The 16,652-nt window shown below is 59.4% G+C and carries 29 protein-coding genes and 2 tRNA genes; 21 read left to right on the top strand and 10 right to left on the bottom strand.

The window, feature by feature from the left end:
- Positions 1-54: 54 nt before the first annotated feature.
- The 3 genes from FJ426_RS15785 to FJ426_RS15775 are packed head-to-tail and all read left to right on the top strand — an operon-like array spanning position 55 to position 2,607.
- Positions 55-1,437 carry a tail fiber domain-containing protein gene (locus tag FJ426_RS15785; RefSeq protein ID WP_140825276.1) on the top strand — a complete coding sequence of 461 codons (1,383 nt, stop codon included), beginning with the start codon at positions 55-57 and terminating at the stop codon, positions 1,435-1,437.
- A 25-nt stretch (positions 1,438-1,462) separates the two neighbouring features.
- Positions 1,463-1,789 (top strand): hypothetical protein, encoded by a 327-nt coding sequence (locus tag FJ426_RS15780; protein ID WP_140825275.1) that lies wholly within the window; start codon positions 1,463-1,465, stop codon positions 1,787-1,789.
- A gap of 5 nt (positions 1,790-1,794) precedes the next feature.
- Positions 1,795-2,607 (top strand): hypothetical protein, encoded by an 813-nt coding sequence (locus tag FJ426_RS15775; protein WP_140825274.1) that lies wholly within the window; start codon positions 1,795-1,797, stop codon positions 2,605-2,607.
- 219 nt (positions 2,608-2,826) lie between these two features.
- Here FJ426_RS15775 and FJ426_RS15770 read toward each other — a convergent pair whose 3' ends face one another.
- Positions 2,827-3,069, bottom strand: a complete 243-nt coding sequence (locus FJ426_RS15770; RefSeq protein ID WP_140825273.1) for a hypothetical protein — start codon at positions 3,067-3,069, stop codon at positions 2,827-2,829.
- 108 nt (positions 3,070-3,177) lie between these two features.
- Between FJ426_RS15770 and FJ426_RS15765 the strand changes: the two genes are divergently transcribed.
- The 10 genes from FJ426_RS15765 to FJ426_RS15715 all read left to right on the top strand — a co-directional run bounded on the left by FJ426_RS15765 (position 3,178) and on the right by FJ426_RS15715 (position 7,558).
- Positions 3,178-3,882 carry a glycosyl hydrolase 108 family protein gene (locus tag FJ426_RS15765; protein ID WP_140825272.1) on the top strand — a complete coding sequence of 235 codons (705 nt, stop codon included), beginning with the start codon at positions 3,178-3,180 and terminating at the stop codon, positions 3,880-3,882.
- A gap of 1 nt (position 3,883) precedes the next feature.
- Complete coding sequence (locus FJ426_RS15760; RefSeq protein ID WP_140825271.1) at positions 3,884-4,096, top strand: hypothetical protein; 213 nt, start codon at positions 3,884-3,886, stop codon at positions 4,094-4,096.
- Positions 4,093-4,332, top strand: a complete 240-nt coding sequence (locus tag FJ426_RS15755; RefSeq protein ID WP_140825270.1) for an ABC transporter permease — start codon at positions 4,093-4,095, stop codon at positions 4,330-4,332. The genes FJ426_RS15760 and FJ426_RS15755 overlap by 4 nt, the downstream gene beginning before the upstream one ends.
- The gene (locus FJ426_RS15750; protein WP_140825269.1) at positions 4,317-4,508 is read left to right on the top strand and encodes a hypothetical protein; all 192 of its coding nucleotides are present in this window, start codon (positions 4,317-4,319) and stop codon (positions 4,506-4,508) included. Before FJ426_RS15755 ends, FJ426_RS15750 begins: the two co-directional genes overlap by 16 nt.
- Complete coding sequence (locus tag FJ426_RS15745) at positions 4,508-4,831, top strand: hypothetical protein (protein WP_140825303.1); 324 nt, start codon at positions 4,508-4,510, stop codon at positions 4,829-4,831. The genes FJ426_RS15750 and FJ426_RS15745 overlap by 1 nt, the downstream gene beginning before the upstream one ends.
- 704 nt (positions 4,832-5,535) lie before the next feature.
- Positions 5,536-6,072 (top strand): type II toxin-antitoxin system HicB family antitoxin, encoded by a 537-nt coding sequence (locus FJ426_RS15735; RefSeq protein ID WP_140825267.1) that lies wholly within the window; start codon positions 5,536-5,538, stop codon positions 6,070-6,072.
- Entirely contained in the window at positions 6,065-6,517 is a 453-nt protein-coding gene (locus tag FJ426_RS15730) for a hypothetical protein (RefSeq protein WP_140825266.1), read from the top strand. The genes FJ426_RS15735 and FJ426_RS15730 overlap by 8 nt, the downstream gene beginning before the upstream one ends.
- A 416-nt stretch (positions 6,518-6,933) precedes the next feature.
- The gene (locus tag FJ426_RS15725) at positions 6,934-7,119 is read left to right on the top strand and encodes a hypothetical protein (RefSeq protein ID WP_140825265.1); all 186 of its coding nucleotides are present in this window, start codon (positions 6,934-6,936) and stop codon (positions 7,117-7,119) included.
- A 5-nt stretch (positions 7,120-7,124) separates the two neighbouring features.
- A complete protein-coding gene (locus FJ426_RS31825) occupies positions 7,125-7,316 on the top strand; it encodes a hypothetical protein (RefSeq protein ID WP_140825264.1) in 192 nt (63 codons plus the stop codon).
- Positions 7,316-7,558: a DUF982 domain-containing protein gene (locus FJ426_RS15715; RefSeq protein WP_140825263.1), complete on the top strand. Its 243-nt coding sequence runs from the start codon at positions 7,316-7,318 to the stop codon at positions 7,556-7,558. Before FJ426_RS31825 ends, FJ426_RS15715 begins: the two co-directional genes overlap by 1 nt.
- 108 nt (positions 7,559-7,666) lie before the next feature.
- Here the strand turns inward: FJ426_RS15715 and FJ426_RS15710 are convergent, their stop codons facing one another.
- The 4 genes from FJ426_RS15710 to FJ426_RS15695 form a co-directional block, all read right to left on the bottom strand.
- Positions 7,667-7,855 (bottom strand): hypothetical protein, encoded by a 189-nt coding sequence (locus FJ426_RS15710; protein WP_140825262.1) that lies wholly within the window; start codon positions 7,853-7,855, stop codon positions 7,667-7,669.
- A gap of 18 nt (positions 7,856-7,873) precedes the next feature.
- Positions 7,874-8,578 (bottom strand): SOS response-associated peptidase, encoded by a 705-nt coding sequence (locus tag FJ426_RS15705; RefSeq protein WP_140825261.1) that lies wholly within the window; start codon positions 8,576-8,578, stop codon positions 7,874-7,876.
- Positions 8,579-8,587: 9 nt separating this feature from the next.
- Positions 8,588-8,863 (bottom strand): hypothetical protein, encoded by a 276-nt coding sequence (locus FJ426_RS15700; protein ID WP_140825260.1) that lies wholly within the window; start codon positions 8,861-8,863, stop codon positions 8,588-8,590.
- Positions 8,864-8,967: 104 nt separating this feature from the next.
- Positions 8,968-9,555 carry a hypothetical protein gene (locus FJ426_RS15695; RefSeq protein WP_140825259.1) on the bottom strand — a complete coding sequence of 196 codons (588 nt, stop codon included), beginning with the start codon at positions 9,553-9,555 and terminating at the stop codon, positions 8,968-8,970.
- A gap of 99 nt (positions 9,556-9,654) precedes the next feature.
- On the opposite strand from FJ426_RS15695, the gene FJ426_RS15690 reads away from it, so the two are divergent.
- Entirely contained in the window at positions 9,655-9,948 is a 294-nt protein-coding gene (locus FJ426_RS15690; RefSeq protein ID WP_140825258.1) for a hypothetical protein, read from the top strand.
- A 158-nt stretch (positions 9,949-10,106) separates the two neighbouring features.
- On the opposite strand, the gene FJ426_RS15685 is transcribed toward FJ426_RS15690, so the two are convergent.
- From FJ426_RS15685 to FJ426_RS15675, 3 genes are all read right to left on the bottom strand, one after another.
- Positions 10,107-10,397, bottom strand: coding sequence for a ribbon-helix-helix protein, CopG family (locus FJ426_RS15685; protein WP_140825257.1), 291 nt, complete (start codon positions 10,395-10,397; stop codon positions 10,107-10,109).
- A 31-nt stretch (positions 10,398-10,428) separates the two neighbouring features.
- The gene (locus tag FJ426_RS15680) at positions 10,429-10,878 is read right to left on the bottom strand and encodes a MucR family transcriptional regulator (RefSeq protein WP_140825256.1); all 450 of its coding nucleotides are present in this window, start codon (positions 10,876-10,878) and stop codon (positions 10,429-10,431) included.
- 75 nt (positions 10,879-10,953) lie between these two features.
- Positions 10,954-11,190: a helix-turn-helix transcriptional regulator gene (locus tag FJ426_RS15675; RefSeq protein ID WP_140825255.1), complete on the bottom strand. Its 237-nt coding sequence runs from the start codon at positions 11,188-11,190 to the stop codon at positions 10,954-10,956.
- Positions 11,191-11,303: 113 nt separating this feature from the next.
- On the opposite strand from FJ426_RS15675, the gene FJ426_RS15670 reads away from it, so the two are divergent.
- The 3 genes from FJ426_RS15670 (at position 11,304) to FJ426_RS15660 (ending at position 13,096) form a co-directional block, all read left to right on the top strand.
- Positions 11,304-12,050 (top strand): hypothetical protein, encoded by a 747-nt coding sequence (locus FJ426_RS15670; RefSeq protein WP_181176940.1) that lies wholly within the window; start codon positions 11,304-11,306, stop codon positions 12,048-12,050.
- On the top strand, positions 12,047-12,262 hold the full coding sequence (locus FJ426_RS15665; protein WP_140825254.1) for a hypothetical protein: 216 nt from the start codon (positions 12,047-12,049) through the stop codon (positions 12,260-12,262). The genes FJ426_RS15670 and FJ426_RS15665 overlap by 4 nt, the downstream gene beginning before the upstream one ends.
- A 138-nt stretch (positions 12,263-12,400) precedes the next feature.
- Complete coding sequence (locus FJ426_RS15660) at positions 12,401-13,096, top strand: hypothetical protein (RefSeq protein ID WP_140825253.1); 696 nt, start codon at positions 12,401-12,403, stop codon at positions 13,094-13,096.
- Positions 13,097-13,174: 78 nt separating this feature from the next.
- Here FJ426_RS15660 and FJ426_RS15655 read toward each other — a convergent pair.
- Positions 13,175-13,249, bottom strand: a tRNA-Asn gene (locus FJ426_RS15655).
- A gap of 219 nt (positions 13,250-13,468) precedes the next feature.
- On the opposite strand from FJ426_RS15655, the gene FJ426_RS15650 reads away from it, so the two are divergent.
- Complete coding sequence (locus FJ426_RS15650; RefSeq protein ID WP_140495745.1) at positions 13,469-13,729, top strand: hypothetical protein; 261 nt, start codon at positions 13,469-13,471, stop codon at positions 13,727-13,729.
- A 55-nt stretch (positions 13,730-13,784) separates the two neighbouring features.
- Here the strand turns inward: FJ426_RS15650 and FJ426_RS15645 are convergent, their stop codons facing one another.
- Positions 13,785-14,099: a hypothetical protein gene (locus FJ426_RS15645; protein WP_140561529.1), complete on the bottom strand. Its 315-nt coding sequence runs from the start codon at positions 14,097-14,099 to the stop codon at positions 13,785-13,787.
- A gap of 158 nt (positions 14,100-14,257) precedes the next feature.
- On the opposite strand from FJ426_RS15645, the gene FJ426_RS15640 reads away from it, so the two are divergent.
- From FJ426_RS15640 to FJ426_RS15630, 3 genes are all read left to right on the top strand, one after another.
- A tRNA-Cys gene (locus tag FJ426_RS15640) sits at positions 14,258-14,331 on the top strand.
- Between the two features lie 90 nt (positions 14,332-14,421).
- Positions 14,422-15,090: a protein-L-isoaspartate O-methyltransferase gene (locus FJ426_RS15635; protein ID WP_140825252.1), complete on the top strand. Its 669-nt coding sequence runs from the start codon at positions 14,422-14,424 to the stop codon at positions 15,088-15,090.
- Between the two features lie 178 nt (positions 15,091-15,268).
- Complete coding sequence (locus FJ426_RS15630; RefSeq protein WP_140521260.1) at positions 15,269-16,648, top strand: TolC family outer membrane protein; 1,380 nt, start codon at positions 15,269-15,271, stop codon at positions 16,646-16,648.
- The last annotated feature ends 4 nt before the right edge of the window (positions 16,649-16,652 follow it).

The raw sequence follows: 16,652 nt of genomic DNA, 5'->3' as shown, positions 1-16,652 counted from the left end.
CTCGGTAAGAGCCGGCCATTCACAGCCAAAAAACCTTCAGCGGAGAAAACGCCGATGCCCTTCGTCAACGGTCTCTATCAGCTATTGCCTGGCGTCTATGGTGTCTTTGATCAGCCGATCGACGAAACCGACTACAACGCCCAGATCGACGACTTCGCCGCGGCTTTCAATTCGGTCCGCACCATCGCATCTGGTGGCACCGGCGCATCGACCAAGCAAGGCGCGATAAACAGCCTTTTCAGCGGCTCGGAATACTTCAAGGACAACGCGTTCCTAATTGCCGATCCCGCCGATGTGACGAAGCTTTTCCGCATCGATGTCGGCGCCGTCACTGGCGGCACGACGCGAGTCTTGTCCATGCCTGACGCCGATGTCTCGATGAGCGCCTACATGGGGGGCCTGCTGAACACGGCAAGCAGCTTTGCGCTGCAAACGGCGCTCGGGATCACGCCGGTTCCAGTTATTAAGAATGTCGTCGGGGCCGTGAATGCGGTTAAGGCCGACAACGGTGCCTTCTGGAGAATTACGGGAACCACGACAAGCGTTACCCTCGCAGCCGCCGCTACGCTGGGCGCGGGCTGGACCATTCTGCTGCGAAATGACAGTCCTTCCAGCATCCCGATCGATCCAAACGGCGCGGAAACCATAGACGGCGCAGCGACGTTGACCCTGATCAAAAATGCAAGCGTTCTGATTACCTGCGACGGAACGGCCTTCGAGACCATGTTCCTCAATCAGGCGGTAGTCGATGCTGCAATCGCGGCTCTGAAGGCCGGCGCAAATACATGGTCTGGCCAGCAGTCATTCTTCACTGCCGGCACGCCCGTTCTAGTCAATTCAAACGACGGCACCGAGGCGAAAATTCGACTGTCCGATATCGGAGTGGTCCGGGGATACATCGGTTCGAACGCGGCCGGGGTTGGGATTTACAACCACCTTGGCGCCTTGCTGGCGCAATTCCTCAATACTGGCTCGTTTTTCCAGATGGGCACATTTTCGTCTACTGGCGCGTCCGATGGATTCAGGGTGAGTGCCGCCGGCCAGGCCAACTTTTCAGCGACATCGGTCGGCACTGTCACGCGCGCAACGTTCACCAACCCCAACAATACGGTCGGAAGCATTTCGACTACTGGCAGCGCGACCACCTATGCGACCACCTCGGACGAAAGACTGAAAGAGAATTTCCAATCGTTCGACAGCGGCACGCTGATTGACGCCCTCAATGCCTATCACTTCGACTGGAAGGTCGGCGGCACCGGCTATGGCGTGAAGGCGCAGCAAACATATGCGATTTTCCCTGACGCCGTGGCCGTCGGTACCGGAGAGCCCGGTGATGAAGAATTTATGCCTTGGGGCATCGATTATTCGAAATTCGTCCCGATCCTCCTGGCTGAGGTAAAGGCGCTGCGCGCCCGTGTCGCCACACTCGAAGCTTAAGAATCCCCAACGAAAGGCTATTATCATGGCAACCGTGGCGATCACGCTCGGCAGCGTCGCACAACGAACCTATAACGGCGCTCCAATCTATGGATCTGTAGCACTGGGCAGCCAGGCGCTCGCGTCGAGCGGCGCGTCCCAGCAATCCACCGTCGTTTCCGCTGCTCCTACCGATCCGATCGATAAGACCTTCCCGGTTTGGTCGATTACCGCTTCAGGTGGCAAAATCTGGGTGAAGTTCGGCGCAAATCCGACCGCGTCTGCCGGCGATGGCTGGCTCATCCTTGACGGTCAGACGCGGGATTTCGGCGCAGCCATGACGGCTGAAAAAGTCGCTGTGATCGACGGATGAGCCCGATGTCTCTTGGCCTTGGCTTGGGCCTCACACGCCAGTTCAAAGCCAGCGGCGGCGCCCCGCCGGCTTTCGATCCGACGACGCTCTTCGCCAATGGCGAGACCGGCGCCTGGTACGATCCGTCGGACCTGTCCACGCTGTTTCAGGACAGCGCCATGAACACGCCGGTTACTGCTAATGGCGATCCGGTAGGGGCGATCCTCGACAAGAGCGGGAATGAACTCCACCTTCTCCAAGCCACAGACACAGCGAGGCCCACCTATAAAACAGATGGGATCCTGCATTGGCTCGAATTCACGGGCGGTTCTGATCTGTTACGGACAGGCAACATCTTGTCCGTCGATAATACTACGGATGATCTTTACATGGGCGTGGCTTCCAGCGCATCCAGCACCGCGCTCGTCGTTCATATGACAATTGGAACCTCCGGAGAAGGAATCCTGATTTATTCCTCCGGCTCTACCTACAATGTGAGCGCAACCGACAACAGCGGCTTTAACTTCGAGAAAAGCGCGTCAATTGCCGTCGATACACACTACGCCGTTTTCTTTTCTCCAGCTTCGGCAACGCCTGACGCTGACGAGATGGCGTTTCGCGTCGATACTACGGATGGCGCGACGACAAACAACGACACTCCGTTTTCCCCGGGCCTGATATTCGTCAATACTCATATCGCGCTCAATACTATTAGCACTTCACCGAACTCTCAAAATGTCATTTTCTATGGAGGCATCGTCGTCCTTCGCACGATGAGCGCACAGAACAAGGGCGACTGCACAACCTTCTTCGGCGCCAAAGCCGGACTGACGCTCTAGCCTAGGGGCTGGTCCGGCGCTCAATAGCCTAGCAGATGCCGCAACCCGACAATCGGAAGGTAAACCGTCCAGACCAAACAGACCAAGACTGCGACGACAATACCCATGGCTGGCGCCCATTCCTGCCACAGTTTCAGGAGCCGCCCGACCCAGACTTCCAGATGAGTTTCCATCGCCCTATTCCTGCACACGTGCCCGTCGAAAAAGATGGCGGCTGCGCTAGGTCAGGGCTGGGTCGTCCCGCACGAGCGCGATGTCTCGGGCCAATGACTTCCTTGCAAGCGAGTAGGGGTCGTCATCGCCTTGGGCACGAAGGTCTTTGACGGCGGCTTCGGCATGGACGGCGAAGCTGTCCAATGCGGCAACCCCCTGTGTCGCCATCAGCATCCTCAAGGCGATCCGGAGCACACCGGGATAGACGAAGGCAATCTCCGTTAGCTCGCGATTTTCCTCAGATTTCATTGCTTTCTCCCCGTTAAACCCGCCGGCATCAAAGCACCGCGGCTGAAGCAAGTCGATCCCCCATCTCAAAGCTCAAAAACCCTGCCCGCGAGGGCGGAAAGGAAACCCATGGATCGCAACTTTGCGCGGGCGCTTGCGCTTGTCCTCAAATCCGAGGGCGGCTGGTCGGACAATCCGGCCGATCCGGGCGGCGCCACTATGAAAGGCGTCACCCTCGCCAATTACCGCCGCTACGTCCAAGCCAATGCGACGAAGGACGACCTTCGCCATATCTCGGATGCCCAGATCGCGACCGTTTATCGCCGCTTCTACTGGGACGCCGTTGCCGGCGCCGAGCTGCCCGATGGTGTCGATTACGCTGTGTTCGACTTCGCAGTCAATTCCGGGCAGGGCAGGGCGGCGAAGTACCTCCAGGCCGTTGTCGGTGTTGCGCAGGACGGGCGCATAGGCCCAGACACGATTGCGGCAGTGGAGTCTAAGCCGGCTGGCGTCGTGGTCGATGCGCTCTGCGATGCCCGAATGGCCTTCCTGAAGCGCCTGCCAACATGGGGCACGTTCGGCAAGGGCTGGCAAAGCCGCGTGGCGTCAGTGCGCGCCAATGCTCTGAAGATGACGGCGCAGTCTGCATCAGCCCCGCCAGCACCCGTCCCGGCTCCACAGCCGCCAACACCGGCTCCTGCCGCTCCTGTGCCGCCTATACCAGCACCTGAGCCGGTCCTCGTACCGGCGCCTGCAAAGAGCAACCGTAACAGCTTCATCGTCCTGATCATCATGGGCGTAAGCGCCTTGCTCGCATGGTTGGGGATTCACTGACATGGCGACGATCAAACAGGGTAGCATCAACCCCACTAACAAGCTGACCGGGGCGGTTGTCGCCACGCTTGCGTGGAATGTCAGCCGAGTCGTGGTGTCCAACCTTTTCCCGCAGTATGGCGACGTCGACCTGTGGGCTGCTGCGCTCCCGGTCTACGTCTGGGCCTTCGGATACATCCTGCCCGACCACGCTAATGTGGAAGTGCAGCAATGACCGCGCTGCTGGGATTCCTGCTCACCCACACCTCGATCGCCATTGCCGCCCTTGGCGCTCTGGCAACCGTCCTTGGCATCGGCTGGGGCAATCTGCGGGGCGCCAAGCGTGAGCGCAACAAGCAAGTAGTGGCTGAAGCTGGTGCCCGAGACATCAAAGACCAGGTGCAGAATGACGTTGGCGCACTGCCAGCGGACAAAGCGCGGGAGGAGCTCAAATCATGGTCAAAGCCCTGATCCTTGCGGGCCTCATCGCGCTTGCCGGCTGCACCTCCACGAAAGGCAGCTTTTGCGCCCTCGAAAGCCCCATACGGCTGTCAGCGGCGGCCATTACGGCCCTGTCGGATGCTGAGGTGAGGGGCATTCTCGCGCACAATCGTACTGGCCAGAAACTCTGCGGATGGAAGCCGTGATGCATGATCTTTTCGACCTCCTGGGCATCAAAGGGCCAGTTGTCGTTGCAGGCCTCGCCGGGGGCATTCTGCGCGCGTTGTCCCGCCATCGATACAAGCTGCGGGAAATGATCGCCTCGCCAATCTGCGGAGCACTGGCGGCGGCGTATCTCACACTGCCGGCTGTCGCCTACTTCCAGGCAACGGGCCTGCCGATTCCTGGCCCCACCAACGACACGACGACACTGGCCGCCGCCTTCCTGATCGGCGTCTCGGCAATGTGGATATCCGACATTCTGTTTGAATACGTCGTGCGGAAGATCAAGCCGGCACCTGAGGACTAGCTTTGCGTCACCGGTATGGCGCCCGGCGCGCTGGCTTCGCTCGTCACCGCCTACTGGTCAGAGAACTGGCGACTTTCGGAGCGGTAACAGTATTTCGATAGTGCAAAACGGTTGAGCCCGGGCCGTTAATGGACGATCACTTCTTTGCTGCTCTTGCTTTGGTCAAGGAATAGAATATGCATCTAAGAATCGACTCTTCTTCCTGATTGGCCGTCGCTTGCGTCGAGCTAGCATTCAAGGAGCCGCGACCAAGGTGAATTCGGGAACATCAACCACGCCGCCTTGCCTGTCTGGCCTCGGGGTCTCATTTTGACGGCATAGCGTACTCATGAATTTCAATGCTGCATTGCAAAAAGTTAACTTGTCCGAAAGGTCCCTACGCGCTAGGTACCTAGTGCGACTAAAAATTAGTTGCACGCGGCGCTGCAATCGGTCTAAGTGCGATCGGAGACCGATGTGGCCCGAATAGACAAGCTCAAGCAAGAGTTAAAAGCTTGCAATGGACCATACCCTTACAAAGACGCTATCGCGCTTCTCAGAGCCATTGGCTATGTCCAGACTAGTACCGGAGGCGGAAGTCGACGGCGCTTTGTGCACGAAGAAACTAAAGCGATTATCCGGTTGCACGAACCGCACCCCGGTACCGAGATTCCGGCCTACATGGTTAAGCAGATAAGAGATCTTCTCTTAGAGAGGAAGCAGCTATGAAAACGGTCAATTACAAAGGATATCAGGCCTCTGTTGAGTTCGATGATGGGGCGCTGTTTGTCAAAGTACTCCACATTGATGACTTGCTCGTAGCTCAGTGCGACAGCGCTTCAGAAGCGCAAAAGGCGGCAGAGGATTTGATCGACGCCTATCTTGAGGATTGCCTTGAGTTAGGGCGCGAACCATCTAGGCCTTTCAAAGGGTCCTTCAACGTTCGCGTGGATGCAGAGGTGCATCGCGGGGCGGCGATGGCTGCGGCCGAGGTTGGCCTAAGCCTCAATAGTTGGGTTTCTGAGGCCATCGCCGAAAAGCTTGAATGCAGGAGGATTCAGGACCGCGTGGACAATGTCTTTGCAGCTAAGCGCGATGAAATGACTCTTCTCCAACTGCACAGCTTTGCTTCTCTAGCGTGGACACATCAGAAATCAGTTACTCAACATGATGTGCCGGGTAGGAGGGTATTTGAGCGTACTAGCGCTCGCATTGTCGCCGGATCATCCTCCAATCCTTGGCGGGTAAAATCTGATGCCTGAGCTGCGGGACGATACTCATCGCTCTGCAATGTCGTCGCTCGGTTTGATCGCGATTGAGATCAAACTGAACGACACAGCAAAGATTGACGAAAGCGAGCTTTATTACGGCATTAGCGTTACGAGGCCTGAACCGGGCCCCGAAGGAAAGCTCTACTTTGTTTGCAAGTTGGAATGCGGCAAACAGATACCAGATGGCGAGAGGCCTGCGGTATCCGTCGAGGCACGCTACGGCTGTATCCTCGACGAGTCAGTCGGCGATGAGGCCTTGCAAATTGCCATGACGATTACACGTTACTCTATCTGGGCCAAATTTTCTGACATGTTTATGCTTATCACCAGCCAGATGGGCATCGAGTTTCCGCCTCTTCCAACCGAGCCAAGCGGCATAGAGGTGGCAAAGTTGGTTATCGAAGACTATGAACCCAATGGCCAACCTTCAAATTAGTCGCAACCGTCCCGGCTCGCGAAAAGTTTGACCTATGCTGGTTGATCCCAGCACTCGATGACACTCGCCCGCTGCCGAAAGGTGGCGGGCTTTTTGCTGTCCGGGGGGTGGAACCCGGCCTGGCGACAATCGTTCTGTGCGGCAACACTGTGCGGCACGTCAGATCGGGGCAACAATGCAGGCAAGGCAACGGTTCACCGACAAAGAAAGACAAGCCAGAAAGGAGCGCACCTCAGATGCTGCGCGCGAGTTGATCGACGTCGAGCGCGCGGCACGGGATGCGAAAACAGCTCGGCACCGGGAGCAGCGGCTAACGGCCGAGATTCTCGGCTCAGAACCTAATAGGGCGCGGCCCGACTCGGCAGGGGAACCATTTGTCGGACAATACGTTGCGGAGGATTGTCGGGGACAGCTAAATGGCCAAGCGCGACAAAGCCGGTCACAAGACCGTCGCCGACCATCTTCGTGATTTGATTCGCAACGAGGACAATCGTCGACAAGTGCAAAAGGTCTTCGGACTGGAGGCTGAACCTGCGCTGCCACCAACGCTAACCTCATTGCTGGACGCCATTGAAGATGCTCATAAGGGTATTCTAAATTAGCCCTTATGGCACAGCAGCGATACGACCTGAGGAAAGACCCTGACGGGAGCTGGACGGTGTTCGATGTGTTCACCGGGCAGCCAGCTGATGTGTATGGCGCACCCGCCGAGGGTCTCGACATGGAGTACGCTGACGATCTGGTTGACCTCCTGAATGCTGTCGACCTGAAACGTAGGGTCGCCCGAGGTGACCTCTAATGGCACCCCACTGGTTCTCCCCACCGGTCCCCGTCAGCGGCAAGCAGGCAGGAATGACCTACATAATAAGCAATGTCGAGGCGGCCGCCGAACATCTTCTCACATGGACCAAGCGCGGCCCTAAGTGGAACCAGGCGGTGCGCACATGCATGAACGCTCTGGTGGACCAAGCGACACCTCATGAGGCCCGAGAGGCATTTCTCGCCGCCGCTAAGGAAGCGGGAGTGCTTCGACCTGATTAACAAATGACACACGCCTTGGGGAATCTAACCGGCCCCAACTTCAATGACATCAGGTGCGCGGGGTGCCGCAGTCATGCATGCCCTCGGCAAGGCTGGCCGGTTCGTCGCTCATCCGTAGCGCTTGCCGAGAGGAGAGGCCTTGAGCGCGTCAAGCTGCTCCTGAAGGCGACCGTTCAGCACGATCATCTCCTTCAGGGCCTTCATCGGATCGCCCTTGTGCAGGGCGACGAATTTGTCGGCGACGGTTTGCAAGGCTGCTTCCTGACGACTGTCGAGTGTGATGATGCGGTCTGCCATGAGCGGTACCTCCACTGCTTAGAACAATGAGCCCTGCTGCGGCGCTTGTTGCGGGAATTTGATCTGCGTCGCTGGCTTGTCGACTATCACGAGGGCATCGTCGGGCGCGGGGCGCTGCAACTTCTTCGCTTCTGACCAGGGCGCGGTAAGCCAGGTCTCGATCTCTTCCTGGCTCGTCAGGATCACCGGCATAGCCTTCTCGTGGATTGGCTTGATCAGCGCGTTGGGCGCGGTCGTCATGAAGCCGTAGAGCTCGAAGTCGCCGGGACCGTCCTTGACCTTGCGCACGCCATGCCAGGGCGTCCATAGGCCGGCGAAGAAGAACAAGGGGCGCTCCTCGTTCACCGCGAACCAGTAGTTCCGTTGAATACCGGTTTCGGGGTCTTTATCGCCAGGCGTGGGGCTGGGCTCCGCGAAGCTCGTCACGGGGACCACACAGCGGTTCTCCACGCCAACGTACTGCTGCCAGTGGCCGTACTGTGGATTGCGAATGTTCGTCGTGCCGTAGTCGGCGGCACCTTTCACGCGCTCGGCCGGCGTCGGCATTCCCCAGAGAAGGTTGGCGACCTCGCGCTGCCCATCTTGCGCGTTACGAACCACCGGGCCGGGCCTGTTCGGATAGATGTCAATCGACGGCTCCAGGTTGCCGAGGATATCCCGGAGGGCACCCGTCCACTGGCGTATGGCCTCTTGGCTGGTCGTGAGATTGTAGAGATTACACATATCTTGCCCCTAGTTGCGCAGGATCTCGGGAACGCTCAAAGGCCCAAGGTCGAGGATGCGCTTGTATTCGCCAGTGCGGCGCCAGACACCCCGGATCTTCCCACCCTCTCGATCGCGTTTCGGATCGAACACGTCGCCGCTAAAATGGTCAAGGAAGGCCTTCGCCGCGGCGGGATCGGAAAAGCAGTGGATGCGATAGTCCTCGTATTTGCCGCTCGGCCATATCGCCTGCACACGCCTGATCTGTGGCTTGACGCCGATGTCCTGGCAGAACTTCGTGATCATGGTCAGGTTCCGGTCAGTGCAGATGTCATCCGGTAAGGCAACCTGGTGCGGCCAATCCCGGTCGATAACCGATGGCGCCGGCGTGACGCGATTGCGTTTCGGCATCAGTGTAAGGACGGCTTGTCGGTAGCTGCCTCTAGCGCATTGATTGCGTCGCGCACAGCTCGGCGCTTCGGTTCGATCGGTTCATCCGGGCGACGATGCGCAAGGGCTAGGGCGGTAAAAGCCACTGACAGGTCGCAAATCAGCTCGCGCATCGAAAGCTGGTCGACGACCTCGGCGGCAACCCGCCAAGCCAAAATAGTGTCATCCCCGTTTAACGTATCCTTGCCATCTTGCTCGAGATGTTCGCGAAGCATTGCCAGCGCTGTCGAACGATCGGCGAGTTGCGTTTCGGGATCGGTCAGCAACTCCAGCCCTACCGATGTGGGCATGCGGCTCTCCGGCCAGCCCTCACAACAGGCCTCCAATGCTGCCGCATGGGCTTGTCCCCAAGCACTTGCGGCGCGGGATGCCGGATGGTCAGGACCATCTTCGGGCGGACCGTTGATGTCCCAGCCTTCAACAGTGAAGGCACCGAAAGCGGCTTCCTCGGCAGTGAAACCAGCGCGTTCTAGTGCTTCCTCTGCTGCCGCCAAGCCTCGCGAAATTTCCTCGGGCGATGCGCCCGGAACTGACAGAACGAGGTCCATGTCATCCTCCTGTGACTATCCTGCCGAGAGTGAACAAAATGAGAACATAGGAGTCAAGAGCCTCTTGACTGGCGAGGAATATGTTCCTTCTTTGTCAGCATGGCGCACGATCCGATCGACACGCTGGGAAAGGCGACCCGGCACAACATGCTCGTCAAGGCGGAATGCAGCTGCGGCAATGTTCGCTACTGTCGGTCGGCCGATCTGATGATGGTGTATGGCGGCGGTGTCGACCCGCTGAAGCTGAAATTCGATTGCAGCCGCTGCAAGCCGCAGGTGACGATCACGCTGGTTGAAGTGCACCCCGAGCACCTGCCGAAGCGGCTGATGATCCATAAGCCGATGAAGGTCAACGGCAAGATCACCTGGCACACCGAGCGGTTCCGGGGGTGACAATATCCTGCCGGCCGGCCTCGACGGAACATTAGCTATCGCTAATGGTTGATGTGCGCGGCAGGTGGTGCCCTTTATCGCCTGCCAAGATCGGCCCCCCGATCGGGCCCGTGTCCTCCGCCGAGGCGGGGGCTTTCGCTTGCCCAAAGCGAAGCATCCTAAGCGCTCCCGTCCGTTTCGCTGTCCTCATCGATTTGGCGCACCGGGAGATAGGCGTTTGTCTCCAGCCACTCGCGTAACACAATCTGGATGAGGTCTGACCGGCTGATCTTCATCTCAGCGGCGATCGAGTTGAGTGCATCGTCCGTCGCGGGCTCCAGCGGAACGCCAGCGACGTTTCGCAGCATCAGGGCAGCGCGGCGAAGGATGATTTGAAGATCCGGCCTCGATATATCCGCAATGCGGTCGGCGGCACGCTCAAGCTCTTCGGCGATGGACGTTCGGGTCATTGGCTTCGAAGGGCAGGGGGCAGTTTCGCGTTCAGGCCACCTTGGCCGCGCGTTTCGCAGGAGCCTTCTTCTGCGGAACCGGCTTCCGCCCAAGGCCCGAGGCCTTTGCCAGAGCTGATCGTGTCACCGCGTAGTTGGGCGCAACCATCGGATAGTCTTTCGGCAGATTCCACTTAGCGCGGTATTCGTCCGGCGTCATGCCGAACCCGGCGAGGTGGCGCTTCAGCGATTTGAACTTCTTGCCATCCTCCAGGCAGATGATGAAATCCGGCGTCACCGACTTCCTTGGATTAACCGCCGGGCTAAGTGGCCCTGCAACCTGCGGCACATCCTTGCTAAGCGAAGAAAGCGAAGCGTGAACAGACGCGATCAGATCGCCTAAATTCGAGACTGGTAGGGCGTTGTTGCTCACGAACGCTGAAACAATATCAGCCGTCAGTTCAATAAGCTCCTCGGCGTTTCCGTCTTTCACTTCTGGCATTTGGTATTTGTCCTGGTTGCGTTGATGTATCTCTATTAGTTGCGCTGAGAGAGCGCAACCTTCGGAAAACGTGCATCAGGGCTTCTTCAACCTGACGCCTGGGCTTCCATGATTCAGGAACTCGATGCCGGCTTCCTCAAGAACGGCCATCACCGCGCGCACTTTGTCCAGTCCGCTAGTCAGCCCCTCAGCGCCGCGCTTCTCCATGGCGCTTACGGTGTTGATGTTGATCCCGGCACGCTTCGCAAGCGTTCCCTGGTCCATGTCAGCCAAGGCGCGCGCGGCGCGAAGCTGGTTTCCGGTTGTGAGCATTCTGTGTTCCTCTCTTACCTAACCAGTAATTTTTCATACTTTGCTGTTGACGGCAAGCTAATTCCAATTCATGGTGAACTGGTAAATATTACTAGTTAATAGGGAAATAACCCATGCCGAACACCGCTGTTCGGGCTGCCGCCGAAGGCATGCCCAATCTCAACCGCCGCACCGCACTCTCGGCTACCGCCGCCCTCATCGCCGCTGCGGCCGGCAGCCCGCCTGCCCAGGCCTCGCCAGTGTCCGCCGAATTGCTTGCTCTGATTGCGAACAAGCATACGCAATACGCTCGCTTCATCGCCGCGATCGATCTGACCACCGAACTGGAAGACGCGTATCTGCCGAAGACCGCCGAACTCTACGTCCCCCTGTCCATCGGTGGCGGGCAGTCACGTACGCTGCGCTATGGGGACCTCGAGGAAGTCGAGGCCGATTTGCGGGTTGAGATCCAACGCCGTTACGCGGAGCAGCGGCAGAAGCTCGTGGCACTCGCCAAAGTGGCGCCGGATCTGGGCAAGCAATCGGTCGCCGCGCTCCGCAAGGCCGAGCAGGCTGATTTGCGGACGTTGAAGCGGCTGATCAAGGGCGAGCGCGCACGGCGTAGCGCTGTCGGGCTTGAACAGGCGATCAACGAGCGCAACGAGGCTTCCGACGCCGAACGCTACGCATTGAATGCCGTCTGCGCCTATCGTTGCACCACCATGGAGGAACACCGCGTCAAGGCCGAGTTCTTGCTGGAGTTCGCCACCGGCAAATTCGGCGACCTCCAGCCCGAGGACGTTGACGCGCTGCTTTGGTCCTTCCTGCCGGAAGAAGCCTTGGAAGCCGCGGTCAAGGCCGTGGAAGGCGGTGTAGCGTGACCGGCCCGAGCGATAACCTTAATGACTTTGAGGGCGATATCGCCAACTTGGCTACGCTGGTTAACACAATTGTCGATGTCGCTGTCGAAACCGACACGGACGCTAATGTCCAGCGGCTTCTTTGGATTGCCCGAGCTCTGGCGAAACAATTGACCGAGACAGCGGCAGCCTGCCACCACAAGGTCATGAGCGAGCGCAAAGCAACCGCCTGATCAATTGCCCTTCGGACATTTAAGCCCGCTGCCTCACGGTGGCGGGCTTTTCATTTGGCGGTGGAGCGTAGCGGGAATAACGGGCAGAACTCTCATGGGCCGATTGCGCAAGGTGGCCAGCCTACCAGATCGTTTCGGATGGCAAATGACCTGGACAATATTCGAGCGGCAAACCGTCGATACAAGGCCTTACATCGTGAAGAAATCTTGGCGAGACAGAGAAAGCGGCGTGCGGAAAACCCAGAAAAAACGGCAGAATTGAAACGGAAGTTCAGGCTACTTCACCCGGAACGGATCGTAGCCGCCAACAAGGCGTATCGCCTGGCTAACCGCGACAAAATCGCGGCTTCCAAAAAGAAATATCTTGCGGAGCATCCTGGCCAACAACTTGCCTATGAGCGAGCGTATTACATAAGGTACCCAGAAAAAGGTTTGGCAAAGCAGGAAAGCCGAAAGCTCAGAGAACGAGCGAAAAGGATTATAGAAAAATCGATAAACACCATTCGCCACGACCCGGATACGGTTTATCGGGTGGTTAGCCGGGCGGTCAGCTCCGCCCTTCCTCGCTTCATGCGCGATGATGTCATCGCGTCGATGCTCCTGGCCGTCCTTGAAGGCAAACTGCTGCTGGAGAACGTCGGTGCGCGCGTGAAGGATTACGTCACCGGCTATAACCGGGAATACGATACTATCAAAACACTCTCGCTCGATGCCCCTATGGGAGGTACGGACCTCAGGCGAATCGATCTGCTGGAGGCGCCGGCTCCTTACGAGCCTGAAGACGATGAAGACCCGGACATGGTGATGCTGACAGGCGGTTATTCCCGCTGGTGAGCCTTTTCCGCGTACCTATGGCGTACCTAGCCCGAAAAATACACGGACTGCACGTTCTGCTAAGGTCTTGAAAAGACTTGGCTCCCCGGGCCGGATTCGAACCAGCGACCAACCGGTTAACAGCCGGTTGCTCTACCACTGAGCTACCGGGGAACAGAGGCTCTCATGCGAGTGGCGCAGCCTATAGCAAACCCTTTTCGGCTTTGCAAAGAACCATTTCGCATTTTTCCGAGACTTTTTCGCTCAGGCGTTTCTCGCAATCGGCGGCGTTCGTCCTCATATTAGCCGTCTTGCGAGGGCGCGGAACCGAATGCGCGGTCGCGGCTTTCGTCAAGTGACATCTCAAACCACCAGACGGACCAGCCATTCGAGATGACGGCAGCAGAAGAAAACCAGGCACCGGCGCGAAAGATATCGGTCTTCGGGCGCAAGTTCACCATGCCGCGTTCGCGCGGCCTCAGGATTGCAATCGGCGTGCTTTTGACGATTGGCGGCATTCTGGGGTTCTTGCCGATTCTCGGTTTCTGGATGGTGCCGCTCGGACTTTTGGTGCTCTCCTACGAATTCGCCATGGTGCGCCGCCATCGGCGCCGGTTCGTCGTCTGGTGGGAACGGCGGCGCCGGCCGGATTGATCGGCCACGCCGGGGACCTTGCCCGGCTTCGTCGCGGCGGCCTTTGGGGCCCGAATCAAATCGCAGCGCTATCCTGCGTTCCAGTGCTCGCCTCCTCCGGGGCGTCCTGCTGGCCTGCTCTCAGATCCTCGCTGATTTCCTTCAGGACGGCGGAAGCCGAGGCAAGGCGCGCGCGGTCGCGCGGTGAAAGCCGGCCGGTGCCTTCTATCTTGAGGCAATCCATGGCGTAGCGCACCAGCTCCTCGCACCCCAGCAGCGGCGAGCTGTCCGCGTTGTTGGTCGACTCGTCCGGTTTGGCCAGATGCATGGCGCAGTCCTCCTCGGCCTCAACGCAGCCCGGTGCGCGGAGTTTCTCCCGATCATCCGCCATGCTTAACGGCTTGCTAACGCAGCTCGAATCGCCCTGTCTCGCATTTAGGGCGGGGTGCGGGGACTGGCGCAGGCGAAACCGTCGCGAATGCATTGTCGCCGCTTGACGGCTTTTTCGCCGCAACCTATTGGAACCGGGTGGAACGCCGGGAGTAACGAGGCCTCGTGGCGGAGTGGTTACGCAGAGGACTGCAAATCCTTGCACCCCGGTTCGATTCCGGGCGAGGCCTCCAATCTCCGGGCTCCCGCGCGTCAGCGCAGGGAGCTCGCCGTTCCCGTCTAAATGAACCGCGATGTGGCGCGGCAAGCGGATTGGTTGGGACATGAGCGCTGATTTCTCCGAGCTTCGCGTCAAGATGGTCGATGGCCAGATCCGCACCACCGACGTGACCAGCACGCCGCTGCTCGACGCCATGCTTTCCGTGCCCCGCGAGCTTTTCGTCGACGAACGCCAGCGCAATCTCGCCTACATCGACGAAGACATCCGCATCGCGGACGGCCCCGGCGGCGCGCGATATCTGATGGAGCCTTCGCCGCTGGCCAAGCTGATGCAACTGGCCGAGATCAGTCAGGCTGATTCGGTCCTCGATGTCGGCTGCGGCACCGGCTATGCCTCGGCCATCCTGTCGCGACTGGCGGGCTCCGTGGTGGCGCTTGAAAGTGATTCGGCGCTGGCCGAAACCGCAAGGTCGGTGCTCTCATCGCTGGGCTGCGGCAATGTGACCGTGGTCCAGGGCCCGCTGCCGCAGGGATATGCCGCCAAGGCGCCCTACGATGTCGTCTTCGTCGGCGGCAGCGTCGGCAAAGTGCCGGCGGCGCTGCTCGACCAGCTCGCCGAAGGCGGCCGCCTCGTCGCGGTCGAAGGGCAGGGCAATTCCGGCGTGGCGCGGCTTTTTTTCAAAGCAGGGGGGGTTGTAACCGGTAGACGGGCATTTAATGCGGCAATTAAGCCACTACCCGGGTTCGAACGTGAGCATGCTTTCGAATTCTGAATGATTTGGCCTTGCAGCAGAGGCTTTGTCATGGTCGCTTGCATTTGAACAATCGTTGCTGATCCCAATGGGGGCACTTTGGGCCGAGCGACAGGGAACATTCTGACACGCCGCTCCGGTTCTCTAAGGAGAAGCCGGTGCGGCGTGGTTCCCATGGAAAACGAATGAGGGTTTAATGGTGCCGTCTCTACGCAAGTCACTTTTCACCGCCGTCCTCGTTTCGGCGACCGCGCTTTCCCCGCTGGCCGCCTCGGCCGAAACCATCTCCGGCGCGCTTGCAAAGGCCTATCAATACAATTCCTCGCTGAATGCCTCCCGAGCCGGCGTACGCGTCACCGACGAGAGCGTGGCCATCGCCAAGTCCGGCTGGCGCCCGACCATCACCGGGACGGCCGACACGAATTATGTGAATACCCGTGCCAGCGGCGCCAACGTCAAGACGGGGTCGGCCAGTGTGGGCATCGTCATAAACCAGAACCTGTTCGACGGCTTCCAGACGAGAAACAATGTGGCGGCAGCCGAATCGCGGGTCAAGGCATCCGTCGAAAGCCTGCGCAACACCGAGGAGAACACGCTGTTGAGCGCGGCCACGGCCTATATGGACGTGATTCGCGACCGGCAGATCGCGGTGCTGACGGAGCAGAATCTGCAGTTCCTGACCGAGCAGGCGCGCGCCGCGCGCTCACGGTTCGAGGTCGGCGAAGGCACGCGCACCGACGTTGCGCAGGCCGATGCGTCGCGCGCTTCCGCCGTGGCGTCGCTCAGCGCCGCCCGCGCGCAGGCGCTGGCAAGTGCGGCGAGCTATCACCAGATCGTCGGTGACGAGCCGGGCAAGCTCAGGCCTGCCTCGCCATTGGCCAGGCTGCTGCCGCCGAGCCTCGATTCGGCGATAGCCATCGCCTCGGCCGAGCATCCGGCGATCCTCGCCACCCAGCATCTGGTCGATGCGGCCGCGTTTTCGGTGAAGTCGTCCGAGGGCGCATTGCTGCCGCAGCTTTCCGCATCGGCCGGCATTTCGGAGGATTATCTGCATCGCAATCCCGACCTCCAGGGGAGCAACGGCGGTTCGACCTCGGCCAACATCGGTGCGACACTGACGATCCCGATCTATTCGGGCGGCCGCACCTCGGCGGTCGTGCGACAGAACAAGGAATCGCTTGGCGAGGCCCGCATCCAGGTCGACGTCAGCCGCGACCAGGTGCGCCAGGCCGTCGCCTCGGCGTGGTCGCAATACACCGCCGCGCAGCAGAGCGTCGCTGCCAACAGGCAGGTGATCGACGCCGCTCAACTGGCGCTGAACGGTGTCATCGAGGAACGCAATGTCGGCCAGCGCACCACGCTGGATGTGCTCAACGCGCAGGCCACCGTCATCACCGCCAAGATCAACCAGGCAAATTCCGAGCACGACGTTGTGGTGGCGAGTTATGCCATCCTGTCGGCGATCGGCCGCCTCTCGGCCGAGCGCCTTGCGCTGCAGGCGACGAAGTACAGGCCTGAAGAGCACTACAATGCCGTCAAGGACAAGTGGATCGGCCTGCGCACGCCGGATGGCCGCTAAGCTC

This window comes from Mesorhizobium sp. B2-6-4 (genome assembly GCF_006441495.1).
In the GTDB taxonomy this organism is placed as follows: Bacteria; Pseudomonadota; Alphaproteobacteria; order Rhizobiales; family Rhizobiaceae; genus Mesorhizobium.
This window is presented reverse-complemented; position numbering and strand designations above follow the sequence as displayed.

Coding starts and splice junctions, on each gene's coding strand:
- FJ426_RS15785 (WP_140825276.1), top strand. CDS start 55: ATGCCCTTCGTCAACGGTCTCTATCAGCTATTGCCTGGCGTCTATGGT.
- FJ426_RS15780 (WP_140825275.1), top strand. CDS start 1,463: ATGGCAACCGTGGCGATCACGCTCGGCAGCGTCGCACAACGAACCTAT.
- FJ426_RS15775 (WP_140825274.1), top strand. CDS start 1,795: ATGTCTCTTGGCCTTGGCTTGGGCCTCACACGCCAGTTCAAAGCCAGC.
- FJ426_RS15770 (WP_140825273.1), bottom strand. CDS start 3,069: ATGAAATCTGAGGAAAATCGCGAGCTAACGGAGATTGCCTTCGTCTAT.
- FJ426_RS15765 (WP_140825272.1), top strand. CDS start 3,178: ATGGATCGCAACTTTGCGCGGGCGCTTGCGCTTGTCCTCAAATCCGAG.
- FJ426_RS15760 (WP_140825271.1), top strand. CDS start 3,884: ATGGCGACGATCAAACAGGGTAGCATCAACCCCACTAACAAGCTGACC.
- FJ426_RS15755 (WP_140825270.1), top strand. CDS start 4,093: ATGACCGCGCTGCTGGGATTCCTGCTCACCCACACCTCGATCGCCATT.
- FJ426_RS15750 (WP_140825269.1), top strand. CDS start 4,317: ATGGTCAAAGCCCTGATCCTTGCGGGCCTCATCGCGCTTGCCGGCTGC.
- FJ426_RS15745 (WP_140825303.1), top strand. CDS start 4,508: ATGCATGATCTTTTCGACCTCCTGGGCATCAAAGGGCCAGTTGTCGTT.
- FJ426_RS15735 (WP_140825267.1), top strand. CDS start 5,536: ATGAAAACGGTCAATTACAAAGGATATCAGGCCTCTGTTGAGTTCGAT.
- FJ426_RS15730 (WP_140825266.1), top strand. CDS start 6,065: ATGCCTGAGCTGCGGGACGATACTCATCGCTCTGCAATGTCGTCGCTC.
- FJ426_RS15725 (WP_140825265.1), top strand. CDS start 6,934: ATGGCCAAGCGCGACAAAGCCGGTCACAAGACCGTCGCCGACCATCTT.
- FJ426_RS31825 (WP_140825264.1), top strand. CDS start 7,125: ATGGCACAGCAGCGATACGACCTGAGGAAAGACCCTGACGGGAGCTGG.
- FJ426_RS15715 (WP_140825263.1), top strand. CDS start 7,316: ATGGCACCCCACTGGTTCTCCCCACCGGTCCCCGTCAGCGGCAAGCAG.
- FJ426_RS15710 (WP_140825262.1), bottom strand. CDS start 7,855: ATGGCAGACCGCATCATCACACTCGACAGTCGTCAGGAAGCAGCCTTG.
- FJ426_RS15705 (WP_140825261.1), bottom strand. CDS start 8,578: ATGTGTAATCTCTACAATCTCACGACCAGCCAAGAGGCCATACGCCAG.
- FJ426_RS15700 (WP_140825260.1), bottom strand. CDS start 8,863: ATGATCACGAAGTTCTGCCAGGACATCGGCGTCAAGCCACAGATCAGG.
- FJ426_RS15695 (WP_140825259.1), bottom strand. CDS start 9,555: ATGGACCTCGTTCTGTCAGTTCCGGGCGCATCGCCCGAGGAAATTTCG.
- FJ426_RS15690 (WP_140825258.1), top strand. CDS start 9,655: ATGGCGCACGATCCGATCGACACGCTGGGAAAGGCGACCCGGCACAAC.
- FJ426_RS15685 (WP_140825257.1), bottom strand. CDS start 10,397: ATGACCCGAACGTCCATCGCCGAAGAGCTTGAGCGTGCCGCCGACCGC.
- FJ426_RS15680 (WP_140825256.1), bottom strand. CDS start 10,878: ATGCCAGAAGTGAAAGACGGAAACGCCGAGGAGCTTATTGAACTGACG.
- FJ426_RS15675 (WP_140825255.1), bottom strand. CDS start 11,190: ATGCTCACAACCGGAAACCAGCTTCGCGCCGCGCGCGCCTTGGCTGAC.
- FJ426_RS15670 (WP_181176940.1), top strand. CDS start 11,304: ATGCCGAACACCGCTGTTCGGGCTGCCGCCGAAGGCATGCCCAATCTC.
- FJ426_RS15660 (WP_140825253.1), top strand. CDS start 12,401: ATGGCAAATGACCTGGACAATATTCGAGCGGCAAACCGTCGATACAAG.
- FJ426_RS15650 (WP_140495745.1), top strand. CDS start 13,469: ATGACGGCAGCAGAAGAAAACCAGGCACCGGCGCGAAAGATATCGGTC.
- FJ426_RS15645 (WP_140561529.1), bottom strand. CDS start 14,099: ATGGCGGATGATCGGGAGAAACTCCGCGCACCGGGCTGCGTTGAGGCC.
- FJ426_RS15635 (WP_140825252.1), top strand. CDS start 14,422: ATGAGCGCTGATTTCTCCGAGCTTCGCGTCAAGATGGTCGATGGCCAG.